The 25,168-nt window shown below is 62.7% G+C and carries 20 protein-coding genes; 11 read left to right on the top strand and 9 right to left on the bottom strand.

The annotated features are described in order from the left end of the window. The first annotated feature begins 137 nt into the window (after positions 1 to 137). The 4 genes from QQ992_RS20970 to QQ992_RS20955 are packed head-to-tail and all read left to right on the top strand — an operon-like array spanning position 138 to position 2,697. Positions 138 to 563 (top strand): YybH family protein, encoded by a 426-nt coding sequence (locus QQ992_RS20970; RefSeq protein ID WP_104835366.1) that lies wholly within the window; start codon positions 138 to 140, stop codon positions 561 to 563. Between the two features lie 44 nt (positions 564 to 607). Continuing rightward, positions 608 to 952: a YciI family protein gene (locus tag QQ992_RS20965; RefSeq protein WP_016711912.1), complete on the top strand. Its 345-nt coding sequence runs from the start codon at positions 608 to 610 to the stop codon at positions 950 to 952. Positions 953 to 973: 21 nt separating this feature from the next. Continuing rightward, a complete protein-coding gene (locus QQ992_RS20960; RefSeq protein WP_016711911.1) occupies positions 974 to 1,459 on the top strand; it encodes an SRPBCC family protein in 486 nt (161 codons plus the stop codon). Then, positions 1,459 to 2,697, top strand: a complete 1,239-nt coding sequence (locus tag QQ992_RS20955; protein WP_119369151.1) for an RNA polymerase sigma factor — start codon at positions 1,459 to 1,461, stop codon at positions 2,695 to 2,697. The genes QQ992_RS20960 and QQ992_RS20955 overlap by 1 nt, the downstream gene beginning before the upstream one ends. Positions 2,698 to 2,762: 65 nt before the next feature. On the opposite strand, the gene QQ992_RS20950 is transcribed toward QQ992_RS20955, so the two are convergent. Both QQ992_RS20950 and QQ992_RS20945 read right to left on the bottom strand, forming a co-directional pair. Then, the gene (locus QQ992_RS20950) at positions 2,763 to 3,233 is read right to left on the bottom strand and encodes a MaoC family dehydratase (RefSeq protein ID WP_051099445.1); all 471 of its coding nucleotides are present in this window, start codon (positions 3,231 to 3,233) and stop codon (positions 2,763 to 2,765) included. 34 nt (positions 3,234 to 3,267) lie between these two features. After that, entirely contained in the window at positions 3,268 to 4,212 is a 945-nt protein-coding gene (locus tag QQ992_RS20945; RefSeq protein WP_286110893.1) for an alpha/beta hydrolase, read from the bottom strand. A gap of 218 nt (positions 4,213 to 4,430) precedes the next feature. Here QQ992_RS20945 and fadD2 point away from each other — a divergent pair, with 218 nt between their 5' ends. Together fadD2 and fadD1 are read left to right on the top strand one after the other, a co-directional pair. Further along, positions 4,431 to 6,119, top strand: a complete 1,689-nt coding sequence (fadD2, locus tag QQ992_RS20940; protein WP_286110892.1) for a long-chain-fatty-acid--CoA ligase FadD2 — start codon at positions 4,431 to 4,433, stop codon at positions 6,117 to 6,119. A 334-nt stretch (positions 6,120 to 6,453) separates the two neighbouring features. Further along, positions 6,454 to 8,151 carry a long-chain-fatty-acid--CoA ligase FadD1 gene (gene fadD1 / locus QQ992_RS20935; RefSeq protein WP_286110891.1) on the top strand — a complete coding sequence of 566 codons (1,698 nt, stop codon included), beginning with the start codon at positions 6,454 to 6,456 and terminating at the stop codon, positions 8,149 to 8,151. 65 nt (positions 8,152 to 8,216) lie between these two features. On the opposite strand, the gene QQ992_RS20930 is transcribed toward fadD1, so the two are convergent. Next, entirely contained in the window at positions 8,217 to 9,524 is a 1,308-nt protein-coding gene (locus QQ992_RS20930) for an NAD(P)/FAD-dependent oxidoreductase (protein ID WP_286110890.1), read from the bottom strand. A gap of 24 nt (positions 9,525 to 9,548) precedes the next feature. Then, positions 9,549 to 10,913, bottom strand: coding sequence for a glutamine synthetase family protein (locus QQ992_RS20925; protein ID WP_286110889.1), 1,365 nt, complete (start codon positions 10,911 to 10,913; stop codon positions 9,549 to 9,551). A 571-nt stretch (positions 10,914 to 11,484) separates the two neighbouring features. On the opposite strand from QQ992_RS20925, the gene hrpA reads away from it, so the two are divergent. Both hrpA and QQ992_RS20915 read left to right on the top strand, forming a co-directional pair. Further along, positions 11,485 to 15,390: an ATP-dependent RNA helicase HrpA gene (hrpA, locus tag QQ992_RS20920; RefSeq protein WP_286110888.1), complete on the top strand. Its 3,906-nt coding sequence runs from the start codon at positions 11,485 to 11,487 to the stop codon at positions 15,388 to 15,390. A gap of 174 nt (positions 15,391 to 15,564) precedes the next feature. After that, entirely contained in the window at positions 15,565 to 16,686 is a 1,122-nt protein-coding gene (locus QQ992_RS20915; RefSeq protein WP_286110887.1) for a beta-ketoacyl-ACP synthase III, read from the top strand. Positions 16,687 to 16,914: 228 nt separating this feature from the next. Here the strand turns inward: QQ992_RS20915 and QQ992_RS20910 are convergent, their stop codons facing one another. Beyond that, positions 16,915 to 18,159, bottom strand: coding sequence for a putative porin (locus QQ992_RS20910; protein WP_016711900.1), 1,245 nt, complete (start codon positions 18,157 to 18,159; stop codon positions 16,915 to 16,917). 262 nt (positions 18,160 to 18,421) lie between these two features. Here QQ992_RS20910 and QQ992_RS20905 point away from each other — a divergent pair, with 262 nt between their 5' ends. Then, a complete protein-coding gene (locus QQ992_RS20905) occupies positions 18,422 to 19,549 on the top strand; it encodes a GNAT family N-acetyltransferase (protein ID WP_286110886.1) in 1,128 nt (375 codons plus the stop codon). Positions 19,550 to 19,713: 164 nt separating this feature from the next. Here QQ992_RS20905 and QQ992_RS20900 read toward each other — a convergent pair whose 3' ends face one another. From QQ992_RS20900 to QQ992_RS20885, 4 genes are all read right to left on the bottom strand, one after another. Next, positions 19,714 to 21,546 carry an ABC transporter ATP-binding protein gene (locus QQ992_RS20900; RefSeq protein ID WP_286110885.1) on the bottom strand — a complete coding sequence of 611 codons (1,833 nt, stop codon included), beginning with the start codon at positions 21,544 to 21,546 and terminating at the stop codon, positions 19,714 to 19,716. Positions 21,547 to 21,609: 63 nt separating this feature from the next. Continuing rightward, positions 21,610 to 22,167: a peptidylprolyl isomerase A gene (locus QQ992_RS20895; RefSeq protein ID WP_012273622.1), complete on the bottom strand. Its 558-nt coding sequence runs from the start codon at positions 22,165 to 22,167 to the stop codon at positions 21,610 to 21,612. After that, positions 22,161 to 22,973, bottom strand: coding sequence for an alpha/beta fold hydrolase (locus QQ992_RS20890; RefSeq protein WP_119369161.1), 813 nt, complete (start codon positions 22,971 to 22,973; stop codon positions 22,161 to 22,163). Before QQ992_RS20890 ends, QQ992_RS20895 begins: the two co-directional genes overlap by 7 nt. Before the next feature lie 13 nt (positions 22,974 to 22,986). Further along, the gene (locus tag QQ992_RS20885; RefSeq protein ID WP_016711896.1) at positions 22,987 to 23,910 is read right to left on the bottom strand and encodes a LysR family transcriptional regulator; all 924 of its coding nucleotides are present in this window, start codon (positions 23,908 to 23,910) and stop codon (positions 22,987 to 22,989) included. Between the two features lie 48 nt (positions 23,911 to 23,958). Here QQ992_RS20885 and QQ992_RS20880 point away from each other — a divergent pair, with 48 nt between their 5' ends. Further along, positions 23,959 to 24,273, top strand: a complete 315-nt coding sequence (locus tag QQ992_RS20880; protein WP_025753884.1) for a hypothetical protein — start codon at positions 23,959 to 23,961, stop codon at positions 24,271 to 24,273. 109 nt (positions 24,274 to 24,382) lie between these two features. Beyond that, positions 24,383 to 24,982: an FMN-dependent NADH-azoreductase gene (locus QQ992_RS20875; protein WP_019099146.1), complete on the top strand. Its 600-nt coding sequence runs from the start codon at positions 24,383 to 24,385 to the stop codon at positions 24,980 to 24,982. Positions 24,983 to 25,168 lie beyond the last annotated feature (186 nt).

Genomic DNA, 25,168 nt, shown 5'->3' with positions numbered 1-25,168 from the left:
GCGGGCTTAAGCCAGCACATCGTTTTTCTGCAATCGCTAAACCAGAATTTTTCCAAGGCCTGTCGATTCCTCCGTTCTCCGTTCGACCATAGGTGAAGGCACCACCGTGCCCCCATGACCTGTCGGAGGAACCCCCGATGAGTACCGCAGCCGAAACCGAGATCCGCCAACTGATCGAGCGCTGGATGCAGGCCGTGCGCGATCGCGACATCCCCAACATCACCGCCCCCTATGCCGATGACATCGTCGCCTTCGATGCCATCCAGGCCCTGCAATTCAAGGGCAAGGCTGCCTATACCGCGCACTGGGAAATGTGCATGGGCATGTGCACCGGCCCCATGGTCTTCGAACTGGCCGAACTCACCGTACACGCCGCTGGCGACCTTGCCCTGGCCCACTGGCTGAACCGCTGCGGCCCGGGCGATGACGAAAGCCAGTGCGGCTTCATGCGTGCCACCGTGGGCTATCGTCGTCAGGGAGGCCAGTGGCAGGTGATCCATGAGCACTGGTCGGCGCCGTTCGACATGGAAACCCAGAAAGCCCTGTTCGATCTCAAGCCCTGAGCCGTTATCGCCAAACGCACTTTGCCAATGCCCTGGAGGCGACCATGAAATACCTGTGCCTGGTCTATTGTGACGAGGGGCTGCTGCACAGCCTGCCCGACAGCCCGGAAGACGCCGAATGCATGGCGTATGCCGAAGCCATCCAGGGCTCTGGGCGAATGCTGGCGGCCGAGGCGCTGAAGCCTGTGCAGACCGCCACCACGGTACGCGTGCGCAACGGGCACATGAGCCTGACCGACGGCCCGTTCGCCGAAACCAAAGAGCAACTGGCGGGTTTTTACCTGGTGGAAGCCCGCGACTTGAACGAGGCGCTGAACATCGCCAAGGGTATTCCTGCCGCACGGGTCGGTAGCGTCGAGGTAAGGCCCGTGCGCCAACTGCAACCCTGACAGCAAAGGAGCACAACAATAATGAGCCTTGCCCAACCTGCACCTGCCCAACACGAGTTGTCCATCAGCCGCTTGATCGACGCGCCCCCGGCCAAGGTGTTCCGCGCCTGGACCGAGCCCCAGTGGCTGATGCAGTGGTGGGGGCCGCACGGCATGACCACCCCGGAGTGCGAGATGCAGTTGTGGGCCGGCGGCCTGTTCCGCACTCTGATGCGCGCGCCGGATGGCAGCGAGTACCCGAACCAGGGTGTGTTTCTGGAAATTGCCGCACCACGGCGGCTGGTGTTCACCGATGCCTTCGGCCCCGGCTGGGTACCCTCGAACAAGGCCTTCATGACTGCCGTGATCAGCTTTGACGAGGAGCAAGGCAAAACCCGCTACACCGCCCGCGCCTGGCACTGGAATGCCGCCGACTGCCGGGCCCATGAGGAGATGGGCTTTCACCAGGGCTGGGGAGAAAGCCTGGACCGCCTGGTGGAGGTGGTGACCCAGCGGATGCCCGACTGATGGCGGCACTGGCGCAAGTGCGCACCGAAGTCGAGGCGGTGTACCGGCGGGAGTCGCGGCGCATATTGGCAACGTTGATCCGCTTGCTGGGTGATTTCGACCTGGCCGAGGAGGCCATGCATGATGCCTTCTTCATCGCCGTCGAGCGTTGGCAGCGCGACGGCATCCCCGAAAACCCAAGGGCGTGGCTGGTTTCCACCGGGCGCTTCAAGGCCATCGATGCGCTGCGCCGGCGCGCCCGTTTCGACCGCTCCCAGGCAGACCTGAGCATGCTGCTCGACGGGCAGGCACAGGACCCCAGCGAAGAAGAGTTGCTGGCCGATGACCGCTTGCGGCTGATCTTCACCTGCTGCCACCCGGCACTGTCCGCCGATGCCCAGGTACCGCTGACCCTACGCGAAGTCTGCGACCTGACCACTGAACAGATTGCCCGCGCCTTCCTGCAAAGCCCGGCCACGATTGCCCAGCGCATTGTCCGCGCCAAAGCCAAGATCCGTGATGCGGGCATTCCGTACCAAGTGCCGGAGCTGAACGAACTGCCCGAGCGCCTGGAGAGCGTTTTGCGGGTTATCTATCTGGTGTTCAACGAAGGCTATTCGGCGTCATCGGGCGAGGCGCTGCTGCAGCAGGACCTGAGCGATGAAGCCATTCGCCTGGCGCGGTTATTGGTGCAGTTACTGCCCGACCCGGAGGCGGTCGGCCTGTTGGCCTTGATGTTGCTGCAGGCTTCCCGGCAACGTGCACGCGTCGATGCCCAGGGCAACCTCGTGGTGCTGGAGCAGCAGGACCGCCGTTTGTGGGACCGGCAACGCATTGGCGAGGGCTGTGAGCTGGTACGCCAGGCTCTGCAAAGTCGCGCGTTTGGTGCTTATACCGTGCAGGCGGCGATTGCTGCGGTGCATGCTGAGGCGGCAACGGCGCAGGACACTGACTGGGCGGAGATTGTCGGGCTGTATGACGTGTTGCAGCGGCATTGGCCGTCAGCCGTGGTGGAACTGAACCGGGCGGTGGCAGTGGCCAAGAGGGATGGGCCGGAGGTTGGCTTGCGGGCGGTCGAGGGGATTTTGGCGCGGGGGGAGTTGCTGGACTATCACCTGGCGCATGTGGCACGGGCGGAGTTGCACTACCAGTTAGGGCAGGTGGAGGCGGCGCGAGCGGCGTGGCGGCAGGCGCTGGCCTTGACCCGACAGGCGCCGGAGCGGAGGCATATCGAGCAGCGATTGCAATCCATTGAGTGATGTTGGCATTGCCGGCCTCTTCGCGGGCACGCCCGCGAAGAGGCCGGTACTGGCTACATCAATCTTCAGCTAGCCACAAAGTTCGGCGGCGACACCAGCTCGACAGTCTGCTGCTTGCGCGGTGCCAGAATCTCGGCCTCACCCTCGACCACCAGCTCATCGTTCTGGTTGTAAACATTGGTGGCGATACGCACCTTGAACTTCGGCAGTTTCTCAAGAATTTCCAGGCGCACGGTCAGGGTGTCGCCAATTTTCACCGGCTTCTGGAAGCTCATTTTCTGGCCCAGGTAGATGGTGCCAGGGCCGGGCAGGGTGCAGGCCACTGCAGCACTGATCAATGCGCCGCTGAACATGCCATGGGCAATGCGCTCGCGGAACATGCTCTTGGCGGCGAACTCGGCGTCCAGGTGCACCGGGTTGTGGTCGCCGGACATGGCGGCGAACAGCTGGATGTCGCGCTCTTCAACAGACTTCTTGTATTCGGCCTTTTGGCCGACTTCGAGGGCTTCGTAAGGCGTGTTGGTGACCTGGGACATCGGGGCTTCCTTAAGCGGTGGGCGAGGGCGGCTATCATTCACTGCGCACAGGGCGGCCAAGGGCCAGCGCCTGTTCAAGCCAGCCGAGAATATCGGCGGTGACCTCGTCACGGTTGGTTTCGTTGAGCACTTCGTGCCGCGCCTCAGGATAGACGCGCAGCTGTACATGTCGATTGCCGGTCGCGCGCAGGGCGTCGGCCAGATGGGTGAGACGTTTGCCGGCACTGACCGGATCACATTCACCACCGATCACCAGCATCGGCAGGTTCGGATCGATCTGCGCGAGGTTACTCGGCTGGCTGATCTGCGCCAAGCCTTGTAACAGGTCGAGCCACAGCTGGTTGCTGCAACGAAAGCCGCACAGCGGGTCGTTGACGTACAGGTCGACTTCGGCCGGGTCGCGGCTAAGCCAGTCGAACGCCGTGCGGTTGGGCTTGAAAGCCGTGTTGAACGAGCCGAACGACAACCACTCGATCAGTGCACTTTTGCCCAACGGCCCCTGACGCCAGGCCTCCAGCCGGGCAATCTGCCGGGCCACGCGGTAAAGCGTCGCCGGCTGGTAGTTGGAGCCACTCAGGATGGCCCCGTGCAGGCTGGCACTGTGGTGCAGCAGGTAGGCCTGGGCAATGTAGCTGCCCATGCTGTGGCCGAACAGGAACAGCGGCGTGCATGGGTATTGCTGACCGATGTGCTGGGCCACCCGGCCGAGGTCGTTGACCACGGCATTCCAGCCATGATGGCGGGCGAACAGGCCGAGGCTGCCCTGTTCGGCAGTGCGTCCGTGACCGCGCTGGTCGGCCGCGAACAGGGCAAAGCCCGCCTCGCTCAAGGCCTGCCCCAGGCGCTGGTAGCGCCCGGCATGCTCGGCCATGCCATGGGCCAGCAGCACCACGGCTTTCACCGGTTTGGCCGGCAGCCATTGGTGCACGTACAGGCTGCAGTGCTCGCTGGCGGGTAGCCAGAAGGCGTCGTGAGGCATGGCGGGTCCTTGTGCGCACAGGTACCCGAACAGTGTATGCACAACCGGCCGGATTGCAGGAAGGGCACAAATAAGATTCACAATGTTAATGGCGGCACTTGGCGTATATGCCACCTTGGACTTACCTGCTAACGTCGGATCAACGCCTTTTCGCCCGATCGCGATCAGGTAATGGACTAAAGGACGCAGTGCAGGTCCAGGCAGAGGAACAATAATAAATGCAAGCCGACTTCTGGAATGACAAGCGCCCGGCGGGCGTGCCTTCCACCATCGACATCAATGCCTACACCTCGGTCGTCGAGGTGTTCGAGCGCTCCTGCAAGCGCTTTGCCGACCGCCCGGCGTTCAGCAACCTGGGCGTGACCCTCACCTACGCCGAGCTGGAGCGCCATTCAGCCGCCTTCGCCGGCTGGTTGCAGCAGCACACCGACCTCAAACCGGGTGACCGCATCGCGGTGCAGATGCCCAACGTGCTGCAATACCCCATCGCCGTCTTCGGTGCCATGCGCGCCGGCCTGATCGTGGTCAACACCAACCCGCTGTACACCGAGCGCGAAATGCGCCACCAGTTCAAGGACAGCGGCGCCCGCGCACTGGTGTACCTGAACATGTTCGGCAAGCGTGTGCAGGAGGTGTTGCCCGATACCGGCATCGAATACCTGATCGAGGCGAAGATGGGCGACCTGCTGCCCACCGCCAAAGGCTGGCTGATCAACACCGTGGTCGACAAAGTGAAGAAGATGGTGCCGGCCTATCACTTGCCCCAGGCGGTATCGTTCAAACAGGTGCTGCGCCAAGGGCGCGAGCTGTCGCACAAACCGGTGCCGCTGAGCCTGGACGACATCGCCGTACTGCAATACACCGGTGGTACCACGGGCCTTGCCAAAGGCGCGATGCTCACCCACGGCAACCTGGTGGCCAACATGCTGCAGGTGCTGGCCTGCTTCTCGCAGCATGGCCCCGACGGGCAGAAGCTGCTCAAGGACGGGCAGGAGGTGATGATCGCACCGCTGCCGCTGTACCACATCTATGCCTTTACCGCGAACTGCATGTGCATGATGGTCACCGGTAACCACAACGTGCTGATCACCAACCCACGGGATATCCCGGGCTTCATCAAGGAGCTGGGCAAGTGGCGTTTCTCCGCACTGCTGGGGCTGAATACCCTGTTCGTTGCGCTGATGGATCACCCGGGCTTCCGTCAGCTGGACTTCTCGGCGTTGAAGGTCACCAACTCTGGCGGCACTGCGCTGGTCAAGGCCACCGCCGAACGCTGGGAAGCGCTTACGGGGTGTCGCATCGTCGAGGGCTACGGCCTGACCGAAACCTCGCCGGTGGCCAGCACCAACCCCTATGGCAAGCTTGCCCGACTGGGTACGGTGGGCATCCCGGTGGCGGGTACCGCGTTCAAGGTGATCGACGATGACGGCAACGAGATGCCGCTGGGCGAGCGGGGCGAGTTGTGCATCAAGGGCCCGCAGGTGATGAAGGGTTACTGGCAGCAGCCCGAGGCGACGGCCCAGGCCCTGGATGCGGACGGCTGGTTCAAGACCGGCGATATTGCGGTGATCGACCCGGACGGTTTCACCCGCATCGTCGACCGCAAGAAGGACATGATCATCGTCTCGGGCTTCAACGTTTACCCCAACGAGATCGAGGATGTGGTGATGGGCCACCCCAAGGTCGCCAATTGCGCAGCCATCGGTGTGCCGGACGAGCGTTCCGGCGAGGCGGTGAAGCTGTTCGTGGTGCCGCGTGAGGAGGGGCTGAGCGTGGATGAGCTCAAGGCCTACTGCAAGGCCAACTTTACCGGCTACAAGGTGCCCAAGCACATTGTGCTGCGCGAGTCGTTGCCGATGACGCCGGTGGGCAAGATCTTGCGGCGGGAGCTGCGCGACATAGCTTGAATTAGCTGCAAGCTACAAGCTACAAGCTGCAAGCTGCAAGCTGCAAGCTGCAAGCTGCAAGCTGCAAGCCAGAGCCTTGGGCACGCTCTATCTTGCCGCTTGAAGCTTAAAGCTTGTCGCTTTAAGTTAAATACTCTAAAAATGACTTGTATTGTTCATTGAGTCATTTTTGTGACTGCAAGGCCTGTTTTGGCCTCTAGGCGACCCCAGGCAAAGCTGTTACTCTCGGCCCGCTTTCAGATGATCCGGTTTGCAACGAACCGCCGTCTCATATCAATAATAAGCGCATCGACGCGCCAATCGAACTTCGCTGTTGCTGAAGGAGTGGGCTTCCATGATCGAACATTTTTGGAAGGATAAGTACCCAGCCGGGATTACGGCGGAAATCAATCCTGACGAATTCCCCAATATCCAGGCAGTACTCAAGCAATCCTGCCAACGCTTTGCCGACAAACCGGCCTTTAGCAACCTGGGCAAGACTATCACTTATGGCGAGTTGTATGCGCTGTCGGGGGCGTTTGCGGCCTGGCTGCAGCAGCACACCGACCTCAAGCCGGGTGACCGCATTGCCGTGCAACTGCCCAATGTCCTGCAATACCCGGTCGCGGTATTCGGTGCCATGCGTGCCGGGCTGATCGTGGTCAACACCAACCCGCTGTACACCGTGCGGGAGATGGAACACCAGTTCAACGACTCCGGCGCCAAGGCCCTGGTGTGTCTGGCCAACATGGCCCACCTGGCTGAAAAGGTGGTGCCCAAGACCCAGGTCAAGCACGTTATCGTCACCGAAGTGGCCGACCTGCTGCCGCCGCTCAAGCGCCTGCTGATCAACAGCGTGATCAAGTACGTGAAGAAGATGGTACCGGCCTACAACCTGCCGCGTGCCATACGCTTCAACGACGCGTTGGCATTGGGCAAGGGCCAGCCGGTAACCGAGGCCAACCCGCAGGCCAACGAAGTGGCGGTGCTGCAGTACACCGGCGGTACCACGGGCGTGGCGAAGGGCGCGATGCTGACCCACCGCAACCTGGTGGCCAACATGCTGCAGTGCCGGGCACTGATGGGCTCGAACCTGCACGAAGGTTGCGAAATTCTCATCACCCCGCTGCCGCTGTACCACATCTACGCCTTTACCTTCCATTGCATGGCGATGATGTTGATCGGCAACCACAACGTGCTGATCAGCAACCCGCGTGACCTGCCGGCCATGGTCAAGGAACTGGGCAAGTGGAAGTTCAGCGGCTTTGTCGGCCTCAACACCTTGTTCGTTGCCCTGTGCAACAACGAGGCGTTCCGCGCCCTGGACTTTTCGGCGCTGAAAATCACCCTGTCGGGCGGCATGGCCTTGCAACTGAGCGTGGCCGAACGCTGGAAGGCCGTTACCGGCTGCGCCATCTGCGAAGGTTACGGCATGACCGAAACCAGCCCGGTGGCGGCAGTGAACCCGGCAGAGGCCAACCAGGTGGGCACCATCGGTATTCCGGTGCCTTCGACCCTGTGCAAGATCATCGACGACGCCGGCAACGAGCTGCCGTTGGGCGAAGTGGGCGAGTTGTGCGTCAAGGGTCCGCAGGTGATGAAGGGCTACTGGCAGCGCGAAGACGCCACCGCCGAAATCCTGGACAGCGAAGGCTGGCTGAAGACCGGTGACATCGCCCTGATCCAGGCGGACGGCTACATGCGCATCGTCGACCGCAAGAAGGACATGATCCTGGTCTCGGGCTTCAACGTGTACCCCAACGAGCTGGAAGATGTGCTGGCGGCGTTGCCGGGTGTGTTGCAGTGTGCGGCCATTGGTGTGCCGGACGAGAAGTCGGGTGAGGTGATCAAGGTGTTCATCGTGGTCAAGCCGGGCATGACCCTGACCAAGGAGCAGGTGATGGAGCACATGCGTGCCAACGTTACCGGCTACAAGGTACCGCGCCAGATCGAATTCCGTGATTCGTTGCCGACCACCAACGTGGGCAAGATCCTGCGCCGCGAACTGCGTGATGAAGAGTTGAAGAAGCAGGGCCTGAAAAAGATCGCCTGATCTTCTGAATCTATACTGACTTCACCGGCCTCTTCGCGGGTTTACCCGCGAAGAGGCCGGTGAAGTCAGCGCAGTTTTTCCAGCATCTGGTAGTACCACATCCCCGCCGCCAGCAGCGGGTTCCCCAGCAAGTCTCCCATCGGCACCCGCACATGCTTGCATTGCGCGAAGGTGTCGAACTTCTCCAGCGTCCCGGTCAATGCCTCGGCCATGATCTCGCCCATGATGTGGCTGGTGGCAATGCCATGCCCCGAGTAACCCTGGCAATACCACACGTTGTCCGACAGCTTGCCCAACTGCGGAATGCGGTTGACCACGATGCCCATGGCACAGCTCCACTGGAACTCGATCGGCACGCCCTTGAGCGCCGGGAAGGTGCGTTCGATGCACGGGCGCAGTTCGCCTTCGATGTCGCGTGAGTCCTTGCCCGAGTAATTGGCGCCGCCACCAAACAGCAGGCGCTTGTCGGCGGTCAGGCGGTAGTAGTCGAGCACGAAGCGGCAGTCGTACACCGCCAGGTCCTGCGGGTTGATCTGCTCGGCCAGCTCACCCAGCGGCGCGGTGGTGACGATGCCGCCCATGGCCGGGAAGATCTTGCCCTTGAGCTGGCGCTTTTCCAGCGTGTGATACACATCGCCGGCCAGCATTACCTGGCGCGCTTCGACCCGGCCATGGGCAGTGACCACTGCCGGGCGCGGGCCGTGGACGATGTCCAGCACTTCGGAGTTCTCGAAGATCAGTGCACCCAGGCTGTGGGCCGCACGGGCTTCACCCAGGCACAGGTTGAGCGGGTGCAGGTGCAGGTTGCGCAGGTTTTTCAGTGCGCCCAGGTACAGCGGGCTTTGCAGGTGCTCGGCCACTGCCGCACGGTCCAGCAATTGCACCTGCTCGCCCATGCCACGGCGGCGGGCCTCGGCCTCGAAGGCGCGCAGTTCGTCCATGTGCGAAGGTTTCATTGCCGCATGCAGGTGGCCGCGCTTGAGGTCGCAGTCGATGCCATAGCGCGCCACGCGCTGCTCGATCACCTGGTGACCGCGCCAGCGCAGGTGCCAGATGAAGTCGTCGACTTCGGCACCCAGGTGGTTGCGCATCTGCGAGCGCATGGCCTCATCACCCGACAGGCTGCCGGTGACCTGGCCGCCATTGCGCCCGCTGGCGCCCCAGCCGATGCGGTTGGTTTCGACGATGGCCACTTTCAGGCCACGCTCGGCCAGCTCCACCGCCGTGGCCACGCCGGTAAAGCCGCCGCCGATGATGGCCACATCCACCTGCACCGTGCCCTTGAGCTGCGGGTACTCGGTGTGGTCGTTGAGGGAGGCGGTGTAATAGGACGGCGCACGCTGCGCCGGGCCTTTGTTCAATGCTGCGTTCATGGGTGTTCCTTGTTAGGTAGGGGCTCAGGCCTGGTGCAGGTACCAGCGCCAGTCCTGCTCGCTGACTTCGGCCATGAACTGGCGGTACTCGGCACGCTTTACCTTCAGGTACACGCCAAGGAAGTCGTCGCCCAAGGCTTCGCGAGCCCAATGGGAATGCTGCAGGGCATCGAGGGCAGTCAGCCAGTCGGTGGGCAGGTGCTCGGTGGCCTGGGCATAGCCGTTGCCTTCCACTGGTGCGCCTGGGTCCAGCTGTTCGCGGATGCCGCGATGGCTGGCGGCGAGGATCGCTGCGGCAGCCAGGTAAGGGTTGGCGTCGGCGCCGCAAATGCGGTGCTCTACATGTCGGCTGTTGGCCGGGCCGCCGGGCACGCGCAGGCTCACGGTGCGGTTGTCCACGCCCCAGGTCGGGGCCAGCGGCGCATAGCTGTTGGCCTGGAAGCGGCGGAACGAGTTGGCATTGGGGCAAAACAGCAGCAGCGAGTCGCGCAGGTGGCGCAGCATGCCCGCCACGGCCTGGCGCAGCAGCGGGGTGCCGGCCTTGTCTTCGCTGGCGAACAGGTTGTTGCCCGCGCTGTCGGCCAGGCTCAGGTGCATGTGCATGCCGGTGCCGGCCAGGTTGGCAAACGGCTTGGCCATGAAGCAGGCCTGCATGCCGTGGGCATGGGCCACGCCCTTGACCAGGCGCTTGTAGCGCACGGCCTGGTCCATTGCCTGCAGGGCATCGCCGTGTTCGAGGGTGATTTCCACCTGGCCCGGGGCGTACTCCGAAATCGCAGTGCGCGCCGGGATGCCCTGCGCCTTGCAGGCGGCGTACAGGTCGGCGAGGAAGGGTTCGATCTGTTCCAGCTCGCGCAGGCCATAAACCTGGGTGGTACGTGGGCGGCCACCATCGTTGTCCAGCGCCGGTTGCGGGCGGCCCAGGGCATCGCGTTGCTGGTCGAGCAGGTAGAACTCCAGCTCACAGGCCATTACGGGGTGGTAGCCGTCGGCTTTCAGGGCGTCGATGGTGCGCAGCAGCACATGGCGCGGGTCGGCGATGCTGGCTGGCAGGCCCTCGGTAGGGTGCATGCTGACCTGCACGGCGGCGGTCGGCACCCGGCGCCAGGGCAGGCGCACCAGGCTGCCTTCGAGTGGGTAGGCGCGGCAGTCGATGTCGCCCACGTCCCACACCAGGCCCGAATTTTCCACGTCGTCACCGTTCAGGGTCAGGCCAAGGATGGTGCTGGGCAGCGGCCGGCCGGTCTGGTACACGGCCAGCAGTTCATCACGGTGCAGCAGCTTGCCGCGCGGTACGCCGTTGGCGTCGAGGATGAACAGCTCGAACAACTCGATATCGGGGTTGTCGGCCAGGAAACGGGTAGCCTGCTCTACAGGTGCAAAGTGCATGATGAATTCGCTCACAAGCGCACAGGACATTCGCGCAAAACGCGCGGTCCAGTTGAGTCAAACGGCCAGGCGATGGCCGGGTTTGGTCACAAAGGCGTGAGCGAAGTGTCTGGTGGGCGTGCGTGGCGGCAGTGCCACAGTGCCCAGAAGGCGAGGATGATGTGCACCAGCGGATTTTCCCCGGCACGGCTCCGGGCCTTCGGTAGCGAAGGGCGGGAAGACGGTGGGGCGATGGGCTGGGCGGGAGTCATGCTTTTGATACTCACATGCGGCGTAAGGTTGATTAAAGCAGTGAATGGCAACCTTTACATATGCCCTTGCTAAACTTTAAGCCGTTGTGCCATCCCTGTAGGAGCGGCCTTGTGTCGCGATGGGCTGCGCCGCAGCCCCAGGATTTCCGCCCAAGCACAAATTGCCGGGGCTGCTGCCGCAGCCCATCGCGACACAAGGCCGCTCCTACAGGGGCCGTGCCAGCCTGGACAGCAAAGTAGGCCCAAATCTGCGACAATCGCCCAACTTTCCGAATGCCGATCATGAAAAAGCAGGGCCACCTGCATCACTAAAAAGCCCCATGACTGACCACGCCATCGACAAACTGCTGCAAAACCTCGACCACGCCATGATTGCCGACCGCCATCGTCTGCGCCGGCAACTGCACGAACTGCGCAAGCGCCCCGACGAGGCGAAGCTTTCGCAGTGGGTGGAAAAGGTCCAGGCCTCCTGCGCCCAGGTCACTGCACGTCAGCAGAGCGTGCCGACCGTGCGCTACGACGACAACCTGCCGATCGCCGCCAAGCGTGATGAAATCAAGAAGGCCCTGGCCGAAAACCAGGTGCTGGTGATCGCCGGCGAAACCGGTTCGGGCAAGACCACCCAGCTGCCGAAGATTTGCCTGGAACTGGGCCGCGGCAGCCATGGCCTGATCGCCCACACCCAGCCACGCCGGATCGCCGCGCGCAGCGTGGCGGCGCGGGTTGCCGAAGAACTGGGCACGCCGCTGGGCGGGCTGGTCGGCTACCAGGTACGTTTCGAAGACCAGAGCGATGCCAATACCCTGGTCAAACTGATGACCGACGGCATCCTGCTGGCCGAAACCCAGCACGACCGCTTTCTTGAGCGCTACGACACGATCATCGTCGACGAAGCCCACGAACGTAGCCTGAACATCGACTTCCTGCTTGGCTACCTGAAGACACTGCTGCATCGCCGGCCAGACCTGAAACTGATCATCACGTCGGCCACCATCGACCTGGAACGCTTTTCCAAACACTTCGATGGCGCGCCGATCATCGAGGTGTCCGGGCGCACTTTCCCGGTGGAAACCTGGTACCGCCCGCTCACCAGCGAGCAGGATGAAGAAGGCAACCAGATCGAGGACGACCTCACCGTCGACCAGGCCATCCTCGCCACCCTGGACGAGCTGGCGCACCACGAACGCAGTGAAGGCAAAGGCCCGGGCGATGTGCTGATCTTCCTGCCCGGCGAGCGGGAAATCCGCGATGCCGCTGAAATCCTGCGCAAGGCGCAGTTGCGCCACACCGAGATTTTGCCGCTGTATGCACGCCTGTCGCCGGCCGAGCAACAGCGCATCTTCCAGCCGCACACCGGGCGCCGCGTGGTGCTGGCCACCAACGTGGCCGAAACCTCGCTGACCGTGCCGGGCATCCGCTACGTGATCGACACCGGCACCGCACGCATCAGCCGCTACAGCTACCGCGCCAAAGTGCAGCGCCTGCCCATCGAAGCTGTGTCCCAGGCCAGCGCCAACCAGCGTAAAGGCCGTTGCGGCCGGGTCGAGCCGGGCATTTGCGTACGTCTGTACAGCGAGGAGGACTTCAACAGCCGGCCGGCGTTTACCGACCCGGAGATTCTGCGCACCAACCTGGCGGCGGTGATCCTGCAGATGTTGCACCTGCGCCTGGGCGCGATCGATGCGTTCCCGTTCATCGAGCCGCCGGATGGCAAGGCCATCAGCGATGGCTTCAACCTGCTGCAGGAACTGTCGGCGGTCAACCGCGAAAACCAGTTGACGCCGATTGGCCGCCAACTGGCCCGCCTGCCCATCGACCCACGGCTGGGCCGCATGCTGCTCGAAGGCGCCCGACTGGGCAGCCTGCAGGAAGTGCTGATCGTTACCAGCGCACTGTCGGTGCAGGACCCACGCGAGCGCCCGCCAGAGCGTCAGCAGGCGGCTGATCAGGCCCATGCGCAATGGAAAGACGTGGACTCCGACTTCGCCGCGCTGGTCAACCTGTGGCGGGGTTTTGAAGAGCAACGCCAGGCGCTGACGGTCAACCCGCTGCGCAACTGGTGCCGCAAGAATTTCCTGAACTACTTGCGCCTGCGTGAGTGGCGCGATGCCCACCGCCAGTTGGCGCTGATCTGCCGTGACCTGCAGTTGACGGTGAACAAGGAACCGTCCGACTACCAGAAGATGCACAAGGCCATCCTCAGCGGCCTGCTCAGCCAGATCGGCCAGAAGACCGAAGAGGGCGACTACCAGGGGGCGCGTCAACGACGCTTCTGGGTACACCCGTCTTCGGGCCTGGGGCGCAAGCGGCCGCAGTGGGTCATGGCCGCCGAGCTGGTCGAGACCACCAAGCTGTATGCGCGCATGGTCGCCAAGATCGAGCCGGACTGGATCGAACCGCTGGCCGGCCACCTGGTCAAGAAAAACCACTTCGAACCGCACTGGGAGAAGAAGCGCGGGCAGGTGGTGGCCTATGAGCAGATCACCCTGTATGGCCTGATTCTGGTCGGCCGCCGCCCGGTGCACTTCGGCCCCATTGACCCGGTCACCTCACGCGAGCTGTTCATCCGCGAGGGCCTGGTGGGTGGCGAAATACAGTCGCGGGCCAAGTGCCTGGCGGCCAACAAACGCCTGCTCGAAGAACTCGACGAGCTGGAGGCCAAGGCCCGCCGGCGCGACATCCTGGCTGACGAAGAAACGCTGTATGCCTTCTACGAAGCGCGCCTGCCGGCGGAGATCCACCAGACCGCGACCTTCGACAGCTGGTACCGCATGGGCAGCCAGAAGGATGCCAACCTGCTGATCATGCGTGAGGAAGACGTGCTGGCCCGCGAGGCGAGCGAAGTCACTGCCGCGCAGTACCCCGACAGCCTGCAGGTGGGCGAGCTGCGCCTGCCGCTGAGCTACCACTTCGAACCCGGCCACCCGCGTGACGGCGTGACCGTGCGGGTGCCGGCACCGTTGCTGCCAAGCCTGCCCGGCGAGCGCCTGGAATGGCTGGTGCCAGGCTTGTTGGAGGCCAAGTGCGTGGCGCTGATACGCAACCTGCCCAAGGCCCTGCGCAAGAACTTCGTGCCGGTGCCGGACTTCGTCAAGGCTTCGCTGGCGCGTATGACCTTCGGTCAGGGCGCACTGCCGCAGGCCTTGGGCCAGGAGCTGCTGCGCATGACCGGTGCGCGGGTGTCCGACGAAGCCTGGGACGAGTCGGTCCAGCTGGTCGAAGGCCACCTGCGCATGAACATCGAAGTGGTCGACGGCCAGGGCAAGTTCCTTGGCGAAGGCCGCGACCTGGCCGAGCTGACCGCGCGCTTTGCTGCCGCCAGCCAGGCTGCCCTGGCGGTGCCGCGCACTGAAAAGAGCGAGCAACCGGTGCAGGCCAAGGCCTTCAGCGAAGTGAAGCAGACCGCCCAACAGAAGATTGCCGGCCTGTCGATGACCGTGTACCCGGCGTTGGTGGAAGAGGGCGGTAGCGTGCGCGAAGGGCGCTTCTCGACCCAGGCCGAAGCCGAGTTCCAGCACCGCCGCGCCCTGCAGCGCCTGTTGTTGCAGCAACTGGCCGAGCCGGCCAAGTACCTGCGCGGCAAGCTGCCGGGCCTGACCGAGCTTGGCCTGCTGTACCGTGAAATGGGCCGGGTCGAGGCACTGGTCGAGGACATCCTGCTGGCCAGCCTGGACAGCTGCATCCTTGAAGGCGAACAGCCGTTGCCGCGTGATGGTGCGGCCTTGGCCGGGCTGGCTGAGCGCAAGCGCGGCAGCTGGGCCGAACATGCCGAGCGGCTGGCGCGCCTGACGCTGGAGGTGCTGAAGCTGTGGCATGGGCTGCAGAAGCGCTTCAAGGGCAAGATCGACCTGAGCCAGGCGGTGGCGCTGAACGACATCAAGCAACAGCTGGGCAACCTCGTGTACCCGGGCTTTGTGCGTGAAACGCCCGGGGTTTGGTTCAAGGAGCTGCCGCGTTACCTCAAGGCGGTGGAATTGCGCCTGGAGAAGCTGGGTTCGCAGGTGCAGAAGGACCGGGTATGGAGCGGTGAACTGGCCAATTTGTGGGCACAGTACAAGGCCCGTGCCGACAAGCATGCCCAGGAAGGCAAGCGCGATGAGCAACTGACGTTGTACCGCTGGTGGCTGGAGGAATACCGGGTGTCGCTGTTTGCCCAGCAGCTGGGGACCAAGGTACCGATTTCCGACAAAAGATTGAGCAAACAGTGGAGCCAGGTGGAAGGCTAACCTGCCCGATTTGTGGCAAACTTCAGGGAGTTTGGGGCCGCGTTGCGGCCCTTCGCGGGCGAGCCCGCTCCCACAGGGGTCACGTCCGCCCCTGAATTGGTACTAAAGTGCCACTAAATTGTCATATTCCCAGCCAGCGCCCTGTGGCGATGGCCTTTGACCAGAGGAACGACCGTGCATAACGTCGTGATCAGCGGCACCGGCCTGTACACCCCGGCCCAGAGCATTTCCAACGAAGAACTGGTGGCTTCCTTCAACGCCTGGTCGCAGCAGTTCAACCAGGACAACGCCGCTGCCATCGAGCGCGGTGAGGTTGAAGCAGCGCCGCTGTCCGATGCGGCCTTTATCGAAAAGGCCTCGGGCATCAAGAGCCGCTTCGTGATGGACAAGGACGGTATCCTCGACCCGCAGCGCATGAAGCCACGCCTGCCAGAGCGTTCCAATGACGAACCCTCGGTGCTCTGCGAAATGGCCGTGGCCGCTGCCCGCCAGGCCCTGGAGCGCGCCGGCCGCACAGCTGCCGATGTCGATGGCGTGATCGTCGCCTGCTCCAACCTGCAGCGCCCGTACCCGGCCATCGCCATCGAAGTGCAACAGGCGTTGGGCATCCAGGGCTTTGCCTTCGACATGAACGTGGCCTGCTCGTCGGCCACCTTCGGCATCCAGACCGCTGCCAACAGCGTGGCCCTGGGCCAGGCGCGCGCGGTGCTGATGGTCAACCCCGAGGTGTGCACCGGGCACCTGAACTTCCGTGACCGCGACAGCCACTTCATTTTCGGTGATGCCGCCACTGCGGTGTTGCTCGAGCGTGCCGACAAGGCTACCTCGGAGCACCAGTTCGACATCGTCAGCACCAAGCTGTGGACCGAGTTCTCCAACAACATCCGCAACAACTTCGGCTTCCTCAACCGCGCGGCGGAAGAGGGCGAGGGTGCGGCAGACAAATTGTTCATCCAGGAAGGCCGCAAGGTGTTCCGCGAGGTATGCCCGAAGGTGGCAGAGCTGATCGGCGAGCACCTGCAGGAAAACGGTCTGCAACCGAGCGATGTGAAGCGCTTCTGGCTACACCAGGCCAACCTCAGCATGAACCATTTGATCGTCAAGAAACTGCTGGGGCGTGAAGTGGCCGAGGAAGATGCGCCGGTGATTCTGGACCGTTACGCCAACACCAGTTCGGCGGGGTCGGTGATTGCCTTCCACCTGTACCAGGATGACTTGGGCAAGGGATCGCTGGGGGTGTTGAGCTCGTTTGGTGCGGGGTATTCGATTGGTAGCGTGATTCTGCGCAAGCGCTGATTGCCTGGTCTGATCCGAGATTGCAGGGGCCGCTTTGCGGCCCATCGCGACACAAGGCCGCTCCTACAGGAGATCGCGTACCGGCAAAGGACGCATTCCCCTGTAGGAGCGGCCTTGTGTCGCGATGGGCTGCAAAGCAGCCCCCTGCAATCTAAAAGGCAAAAAAAGCGGGAAACGCCGGATGGGGTCGGCATTTCCCGCTTCAGGTGAAGCAGAAGAGGGTGTCGCTTAGAACTTGGCTTCCAGGTCCACCTGCAGCGTGTCTACATCAGCATCGCTGTTCGGCAGGTTGGAGTAGTCGGTCTTGGCCATCATGTAGGCCGCGCCCAGGGCGAAGTTCTTGTCGATTTCGTAACCCACCTTGAACTTGTGGCCACGGGAACCGGTAAAGCCGTTACCGAAGTCGGAGTCGGTGAACAGGCTCACTACACCGTTACGCTGAACGTCGCGGTAGTTGTAGTCCAGGCTCCAGGCGCCGATCTTGCTCTTCAAGCCAGCCAGCCAGGCCTTGTCCTTGCCATCGGTGCTTTCGGTGTTCTTGACGAACTGGCCGTAAGCCGACAGTGGAATGGCGAAACCGGTGAAATCGACCTGACCGAACCCTTCAACCAGGTTGAACTCGTCGGTGGTGTTGCCCAGCGAGCGCAGGGCAGCCGAGGCCTTGTCGTTGTCGTAGCCGTATACGCTGCCGCCAACGGTAACCTTGACGGTGTCAGCCGCGTTGAACTTGGTACCCAGCTGGGCCGCATACAGCTGCGCGTCGTGCTTGAACTGCACGCCGTCGCCGTCGACGTTGTCCTTCAGGTTGTAGTGGCCGATGCTGCCGAACACTTCGGCCGGGCCGAGGTTGGTCTTGTAGGTAGCTGCCACGCCTTCCGGGTTGATGTCGCTGTCCCAGATGATGTCGCCCATGCTCACCCATGGCTGCATCATCTTGCCGCCAATCAGGTGCAGGTTAGGTACGGCAGTCGGGTGCCAGTCGAGGTAGGCCAGGTCGACCCACAGCGATTTCTTCTCGAAGTAGTTGTCCAGGCTCTGGTTGGTCGAACGGGCATCGGCGCTGCTGCCGGTGGCCACACGCACGCCAGCGTCAACCTGCGGGTTGATCTCGCTGTAGAAGCCGACACGGGCACGTACGCGCTCACGGTCCTGGTTGCCGCTGCGGGAGATCGGGTTGTCGACGTTGACGTCTTCGTAACGCAGGCGCACATCACCCTTGATCTGGGTCTTGGCGGCCCATGCCACTTTCTGTTCGAAGTTGCTCATCCGTTCAGACTGAGCTTTCTGGTCGGCCCTTTCCTTGGTTTCTTTTGCCAGGTCGCCCTGCAGTTCGTTGTACTGCGCCTGGTTGATCGAGCCGTTGGCGCGGAGCATTTCGAGCAGCTTGGCGTCGACAGCAGCACTGGCCGGGGCGCTCAGAGCCAGCATCATGCCGGTGAGGCTCACTCCGGTAAGTGTAGAAACAAGACGCATAAGGTTCTCCCTACTGAAAAAAATGGGGGAGGCTCAAGCGCCTGCCCCTGCGTTGGCATGTCTTCGGAAAGGGCCTGACTAGACAGGTTCTGAGGTTCCGGAAAACAGGCGCAAGTATTGCGGGGGCCAATGACAGATTAATGTCTGATTAGTGGCACTGCGGTTAAGTAATTGAGAATAAAAGGATCAGCCCGGCGTTCGTCATTTGAGTGCCGGGCCTTCCTTGGGGATACTGAAGGCCTTCACACAGCGAGCCGAAACCGTGACCAGCCTGTACAGCCTTGCCAATTTGCGTGATCTTCCGGCGGCCACCTGGGATGCCCTGGTGCCAGCAGGTCAGCCGTTCCTGCGCCATGCCTTTCTCAGTGCAATGGAAGACAGTGGCAGCGTCCAGCGAAACACTGGCTGGGCTGCCGAGCACCTGGTCCTGGAGCGTGAGGGGCAGGTGCGGGCGCTGATGCCGGCGTACCGCAAGTGGCACTCCTATGGCGAGTATGTATTCGACCATGGCTGGGCCGATGCCTGTGAGCGGGCCGGCATTGCCTACTATCCCAAGCTGTTGGGGGCCGTGCCGTTCAGCCCTGTGAGCGGCCCACGCCTTTTTGCGGCCGATCCGGCTGACGGTTTGATGATGTTGCAGGCCCTGCCTGAGTACTTGGCCAAGGGTGGGCTATCCGGAGCGCACATCAATTTCACCGACTCGGCGCTGGACCAGCAACTGGCAGCCCAGCCGGGCTGGATGGAGCGCTTGGGTTGCCAGTTCCATTGGCAAAATCGGGGGTACCGAGATTTCCAGGACTTTCTCGACAGCCTGAGTTCGCGCAAGCGCAAGCAGATGCGCAAAGAGCGTGAGCAGGTGGCGGGGCAGGGCATTGATTTTCGGTGGTACCGAGGCGATGAACTGGAGGAAGCCCAGTGGGATTTCGTCTTCCTTTGTTACGCCAACACCTATGCCGTACGACGCCGGGCACCTTATCTGACACGCGAGTTCTTCAGCCTGCTGGCCGAGCGCATGCCCGAGGCTGTGCGGGTGGTGATGGCGCGTCAGGGTGGGCGCGATGTGGCGATGGCGCTGAGCCTGGTGGGCGGCGACAGCCTGTTTGGCCGTTACTGGGGCTGCCTGGATGAATTCGACCGGCTGCATTTCGAAACGTGTTTCTATCAGGGCATGGACTTTGCCATTGCCGAGGGCTACCAGCGTTTCGATGCCGGGGCGCAGGGGGAGCACAAGCTGATACGCGGGTTCGAGCCGGTGTTGACGCGGTCGTGGCATTACCTGCTGCACCCCGGGTTGCGGCGGGCGGTGGAGGATTTTCTGGTGCAGGAGCGGGAAGGGGTGAGGGGGTATGCCGAGGAGGCGAGGGGGATGTTGCCTTATCGGCGCGATTGATGTGTTCCTAGCTGCAACGCGATCCCTGTAGGAGCGGCCTTGTGTCGCGAAAGGGCTGCGCAGCAGCCCTTGGTTTTCAGCTTCGCAGCAATAATTGCTGGGGCCGCTTTGCGGCCCTTTCGCGACACAAGGCCGCTCCTACAGGGATCGCGCTGCAGCTAGGATCAATCAACCCCGACAAACCCCCCGGTCTGGTGATGCCACAACCGGGCATACAACCCCTGCTGTTCCAGCAGCTCACTGTGGCTGCCACTCTCGACAATCCGCCCCTTGTCCAGCACCACCAGCCGGTCCATCCGCGCGATGGTCGATAGCCGGTGGGCAATGGCGATCACCGTCTTGCCCTGCATCAGCGTTTCCAGGCTTTCTTGAATGGCTGCTTCCACCTCCGAGTCCAGCGCCGAAGTGGCTTCGTCCATGATCAGGATCGGTGCATTCTTCAGCAGTACCCGGGCAATGGCGATGCGCTGGCGCTGGCCACCCGACAGCTTCACCCCGCGCTCACCCACATGGGCATCGAAGCCTGTGCGCCCTTGGGCGTCCGACAGCTGCGGGATAAACTCGTCGGCGCGTGCGCGGCGCACGGCGTCGAGCAACTCCGCCTCGCTGGCGCCAGGGCGGCCATACAGCAGGTTGTCGCGGATCGAGCGGTGCAGCAGCGAAGTGTCCTGGGTGATCATGCCGATTTGTGCGCGCAGGCTGGCCTGGCTCACCTCGGCAATGTCCTGGCCATCGATAAGGATACGCCCGCCCTGCACGTCGTACAGGCGCAGCAGCAGGTTGACCAGGGTCGACTTGCCCGCGCCGGACGGGCCGATCAAACCGATTTTTTCGCCCGGGCGGATGTTCAGGTCGAGCCCTTCGATCACGTTGGCAGCCTTGCCATAGTGAAAGTCCACGTCATCGAACCGCACCGCGCCACGGCTCACCTTCAGCGCTGGCGCATTGGGCTGGTCGGTGACAGTGACCGGCTGGGCAATGGTCTGCAGGCCGTCCTGGACCATACCGATGTTCTCGAAGATGCCGTTCACCACCCACATGATCCAGCCCGACATGTTGACGATGCGGATCACCAGGCCGGTGGCCAGGGCAATGGCGCCGACGGTAATCAGCGACTGGCTCCACAGCCACAGCGCAAGGCCCGTGGTGGTGACCACCAGTAGGCCGTTGAGGCTGGTGATGACGACGTCCATGCTGGTGACCACGCGTGCCGCCAGTTGGGTTTTTTCGGTCTGTTCGCTGATCGCTTCGCGCGCGTATTGCTGTTCGTAGTCGGTGTGGGCGAACAGCTTCAGGGTGGCGATGTTGGTGTAGCCATCGACGATCCGCCCCATCAGCTTGGAACGGGCGTCGGAGGAGATCACCGAACGCTCCTTCACCCTTGGCACGAAGTAGAAAAGCGCGGCGATGTAGCCGACGATCCACAGCAGCAGCGGCAGCATCAGGCGCCAGTCGGCCTCGGCGAACAGCACCAGCGAGGTAATGGCGTAGATCAGTACATGCCACAGCGCGTCCACCGCTTGCACGGCGGAGTCGCGCAGCGAGTTGCCGGTCTGCATGATGCGCTGGGCGATGCGCCCGGCGAAGTCGCTCTGGAAGAAGTTCAGGCTCTGCTTGAGCACGTAGGTGTGGTTTTGCCAGCGGATCAGGCTGGTCATGCCGGGGTTGATGGTCTGGTGCACCAGCAGGTCGTGCAGGCCGAAGAACACCGGCCGCAGCAGCAGGATCACCACCAGCATCCAGATCAGCTCGCCACGGTGCTCACTGAAGAAGTTGGCATTGGGCGTGCCCTGGGCCAGGTCGATGATGCGGCTGAGGTAGCTGAACATGGCCACCTCGATCAGCGAGGCGAACAGGCCGACCACCAGCAGGGCAAGAAAACTGGGCCATACCTGGCGCAGGTAATACAGGTAGAACGGCCACACGGTGGTCGGCGGCGATTCACTGGGTGCTTCGCGGAAAATATCGATCAGTTGTTCGAAACGGCGGTACAGCATGGGTAACGACACTCCTGTTCCATCCTGCCCTCAGGCGGTTTCACGTCCCTGTGAAGCCTGCGGTCAGTCGATGCGTTTGGCCGACTTGATGTAGACCGGGTCGGCCGGTACATCACGCATGCCTTTCTTGATGGTGGTCGGCGAGTTGACGATCTGGTCGACCACCTCCATGCCCTTGGTCACTTTGCCGAACACGGCATAGCCACGGTCACGCCCGGGGTTGAGGAAGTCGTTGTCGGCCACGTTGATGAAGAACTGGCTGGTGGCCGAGTTCGGGTCCGAGGTGCGCGCCATCGACAGGGTGCCGCGGGTGTTCAGCAGACCGTTGCTGGCTTCGTTCTTGATTGGGTCGTTGGTGTTTTTTTGCACCATCTGGTCAGTGAAACCACCGCCCTGGACCATGAAACCCGGGATTACACGGTGGAAAATGGTGTTGTTGTAGAAGCCGCTGTCAACGTACTGCAGGAAATTCTTGGTACTGACCGGCGCCTTCTCGGCGTTCAGCTCGATTTCGACCTGGCCGAAGCTGGTGTCCAGCAGAACGTGCGGGGTCTTGTCGGAGGCCATGACGCTGGTGGCGAAGGCGACCGAGCAGGCGGTGAGCAGGAGTTTTTTCAGCATGGGCTCAAAGATCCTTGAGAGGTGGAAGCGGCTGCGAGGAACTGCAGCAGGGTCTGGTTGAAGACCTCGGGTTGATCGAGGGGCGTAGCGTGCCGGGAATCGTCGACGACGACCAGCCTGGCGTTGGGCATCAGCGCGACGTAGCGTTCTTTCAGTTGTATCGGGGTGTAATCGTGGTCGGCGGCAATGATCAGGGTAGGACAGTGGACCTGCCCGATGCGTTCCTGCACGCCCCAGTCGACGATGGCGTCGAAGCTCTTGAGGTAGGCGCGCTTGTCGTTACGCGCCCAGCGTTGGGCCATCTTCTGTCGCAGTTCGGCTTGATGAGGTTTGGGGAACAGGCGTTCAGCCAGGCCCTTGCCGACGGTTTCAACACTGAGCAGCCGCGCCAGGCCCCAACGCTTTAGCCACCATATCCAGTCACTGCGGGTTCGGCGCTTGACCTCGGGGGCGCTGTTGACAATGCACAGGCTGCGCAGCCATTGCGGGTGATCGACGGCAAACTGGAAGCCGACCATGCCGCCCATGGACAGGCCGACGAAGTGCACGGGGCCTGTGTGCAGGTGTTCGAGCAGGGCGAGCAGGTCGGCACTGAAGGTGGCGATCTGGTAGCCATCGCGGGGCTTGTCGGAACGGCCGTGGCCGCGAATGTCCATGAGGATCACCCGGTAGTGGCGGCTGAGCGCCGGCACCTGAAGCTCCCAGTCCTGGCAGCTGGAGCCCAGGCCGTGCAGCAGTACCAGTGGTTCGCCCTGGCCATATTCCTCGTAATGCAGTGCGCATCCTTCGTGTTCGAAATAGGCCATGGGCGCGGTCCTCTCAAGCTTGTGGGGGGGCTGCGAAGGGCACGTCCAATGGCGCGGTGTCGAAGTTGCGCAGCAGGTCGATGAGAATCTGCGTGGCCGGGCCCAGGGTCTTCTCTTTGCTCGAATAAAGGTAGAACAGTGGGTGGCGGCTGCCACCCTGGTCCAGTGGCAATGGCTTGAGCACGCCTTCGCGCAGCTCACGCTCGATCATGTGCCGGGGCAGCCAGGCAAAGCCCAGGCCGCTGCTGACGAAGGTGGCGGCGGTGCCCAGGCTGCCGACGGTCCAGCGCTGCTCGGCACCCAGCCAGCCGACGTCGCGTGGCTGCGCGCGGCCGGAGTCGCGGATCACCACCTGCAACTGGCTCTCCAGGTCCTGGAAGGTGAGTTCTCGGCCCAGGCGGTGCAGGCTGTGCTCAGGGTGGGCGACGGCGACGAACTCCACTGCACTCAGTTCGGCGCCCAGGTAGCCACCGATGCTGTAGCTGCTGATGGCCAGGTCGGCGATGCCTTCATGCATGACCTCTTCCACGCCAGACAGCACTTCTTCCCGCAGGCGCACCCGGCAGCCACGGCTTTGCGGCATGAACGCGGCCAGGGCACGTACCAGGCGGGCGCTGGGGTAGGCGGCATCGACCACCAGGCGTACCTCGGCTTCCCAGCCTTGTTCCATGTGGTGGGCGAGGTCCTCGAGCTGGCTGGCCTGCTTCACCAGATGGCGCGAGCGGCGCAGTAGCACGTTGCCGGCGTCGGTAAGCACCGCCTTGCGGCCGTCGATGCGCAGCAGTGGCACGCCCAGTTGTTCCTGCATGCGGGCCACGGTGTAGCTGACCGAGGACTGCGAGCGATGCAGTGCCTCGGCGGCCTGGGCAAACCCGCCGTGATCGACCACTGCTTGCAGGGTTCGCCACTGGTCAAGGGTTACGCGCGGCGCTTTCATCTTTCGCTCCTGTTGTCCTAAGCTGCCCTCTTTCAAGGAGAGCGGCCCATGAAGAAATGTTGTGCGGCAATACTGATGTGCCTGCCCCTCGGGGCCATGGCCTACCCCATCGATGTGGAGAAGGAACTGACCGGGGTAAAGCTTGACTACACCGCCTATGACACGGCCTACGACATTGGCGCCATTACCCTCAACAACTATGGGCAGGTACCGGCGGCCTGCAAGGTGACCTTCCGCAATGGCCCTGAAGCACCCAGGGTTCGCCGGGTGAACGTACCGGCCGGTAAAAGCGTCGATGTCACCGCCAAATTCAACCGGCAGATCATCAAACTGCGTATCGCCTTGAGCTGTAGCGCGGAATAAACTGATTAATCGATTGATTGAACCCACTTTTTACGCTTTTTTATCGATAGGTCAAGCCTTAATCTCACCTCCATCGAATCGCAACCCTTTTTGCCGATGGAGGCACCCCATGTCCCGCGTACTGATCATCGAAAGCAGCGCCCGCCAGCAGGATTCCGTTTCCCGTCAGCTGACCCGTGATTTCATCCAGCAATGGCAGGCCGCCCACCCGGCCGATCAGATCACGGTGCGCGACCTGGCGGTGAACCCGGTGCCGCACCTGGATGCCAACCTGCTGGGGGGCTGGATGAAGCCCGAAGAGCAGCGCAGTGCCGCCGAACTGGAGGCCCTGGCCCGTTCCAACGAATTGACCGATGAAGTGCTGGCGGCTGATGTGCTGGTAATGGCCGCGCCGATGTACAACTTCACCATCCCCAGCACCCTCAAGGCCTGGCTGGACCACGTACTGCGCGCCGGCATCACCTTCAAATACACCCCGACCGGCCCACAGGGCCTGCTGACCGGCAAGCGCGCCATCGTGCTGACCGCCCGTGGCGGCATTCACGCCGGTGCCAGCAGCGACCACCAGGAACCGTACCTGCGTCAGGTGATGGCCTTCATCGGTATTCACGATGTCGATTTCATCCATGCCGAAGGCCTGAACATGAGCGGCGAGTTCCATGAGAAGGGCGTCAACCAGGCCAAGGCCAAACTGGCGGCCGTGGCCTGAGGCTCAACGAATTCCCAACCCTGACACCTGTTTTTGCTCCTTTGGGTGTACCTGCCCGGCCCGTATGGCCGGGCTTTTTTATTGTCTTGAGCTTTGTAGCGCTCGATTGACGCCCCAAATAAAAAAACCACGACAGGCGCCTGGATGGTTGAACTCATTTACCGCAACCCGCTAAGGTCGCGGCCT

The sequence above is a fragment of the Pseudomonas kurunegalensis genome, from assembly GCF_030291635.1.
In the GTDB taxonomy this organism is placed as follows: domain Bacteria; phylum Pseudomonadota; class Gammaproteobacteria; order Pseudomonadales; family Pseudomonadaceae; genus Aquipseudomonas; species Aquipseudomonas monteilii.
The sequence above is the reverse complement of the archived record's forward strand: the minus strand, read 5'-3'. Positions and strand labels throughout refer to the sequence as shown.

Excerpts from the sequence above, each read along its gene's own strand:
- QQ992_RS20885 (WP_016711896.1), bottom strand. The coding sequence starts at position 23,910 with ATGAAAGCGCCGCGCGTAACCCTTGACCAGTGGCGAACCCTGCAAGCA.
- QQ992_RS20955 (WP_119369151.1), top strand. The coding sequence starts at position 1,459 with ATGGCGGCACTGGCGCAAGTGCGCACCGAAGTCGAGGCGGTGTACCGG.
- QQ992_RS20945 (WP_286110893.1), bottom strand. The coding sequence starts at position 4,212 with ATGCCTCACGACGCCTTCTGGCTACCCGCCAGCGAGCACTGCAGCCTG.
- QQ992_RS20895 (WP_012273622.1), bottom strand. The coding sequence starts at position 22,167 with ATGCTGAAAAAACTCCTGCTCACCGCCTGCTCGGTCGCCTTCGCCACC.
- fadD1 (WP_286110891.1), top strand. The coding sequence starts at position 6,454 with ATGATCGAACATTTTTGGAAGGATAAGTACCCAGCCGGGATTACGGCG.
- hrpA (WP_286110888.1), top strand. The coding sequence starts at position 11,485 with ATGACTGACCACGCCATCGACAAACTGCTGCAAAACCTCGACCACGCC.
- fadD2 (WP_286110892.1), top strand. The coding sequence starts at position 4,431 with ATGCAAGCCGACTTCTGGAATGACAAGCGCCCGGCGGGCGTGCCTTCC.
- QQ992_RS20960 (WP_016711911.1), top strand. The coding sequence starts at position 974 with ATGAGCCTTGCCCAACCTGCACCTGCCCAACACGAGTTGTCCATCAGC.
- QQ992_RS20930 (WP_286110890.1), bottom strand. The coding sequence starts at position 9,524 with ATGAACGCAGCATTGAACAAAGGCCCGGCGCAGCGTGCGCCGTCCTAT.
- QQ992_RS20965 (WP_016711912.1), top strand. The coding sequence starts at position 608 with ATGAAATACCTGTGCCTGGTCTATTGTGACGAGGGGCTGCTGCACAGC.
- QQ992_RS20950 (WP_051099445.1), bottom strand. The coding sequence starts at position 3,233 with ATGTCCCAGGTCACCAACACGCCTTACGAAGCCCTCGAAGTCGGCCAA.
- QQ992_RS20890 (WP_119369161.1), bottom strand. The coding sequence starts at position 22,973 with ATGGCCTATTTCGAACACGAAGGATGCGCACTGCATTACGAGGAATAT.
- QQ992_RS20910 (WP_016711900.1), bottom strand. The coding sequence starts at position 18,159 with ATGCGTCTTGTTTCTACACTTACCGGAGTGAGCCTCACCGGCATGATG.
- QQ992_RS20970 (WP_104835366.1), top strand. The coding sequence starts at position 138 with ATGAGTACCGCAGCCGAAACCGAGATCCGCCAACTGATCGAGCGCTGG.
- QQ992_RS20880 (WP_025753884.1), top strand. The coding sequence starts at position 23,959 with ATGAAGAAATGTTGTGCGGCAATACTGATGTGCCTGCCCCTCGGGGCC.
- QQ992_RS20900 (WP_286110885.1), bottom strand. The coding sequence starts at position 21,546 with ATGCTGTACCGCCGTTTCGAACAACTGATCGATATTTTCCGCGAAGCA.
- QQ992_RS20925 (WP_286110889.1), bottom strand. The coding sequence starts at position 10,913 with ATGCACTTTGCACCTGTAGAGCAGGCTACCCGTTTCCTGGCCGACAAC.
- QQ992_RS20875 (WP_019099146.1), top strand. The coding sequence starts at position 24,383 with ATGTCCCGCGTACTGATCATCGAAAGCAGCGCCCGCCAGCAGGATTCC.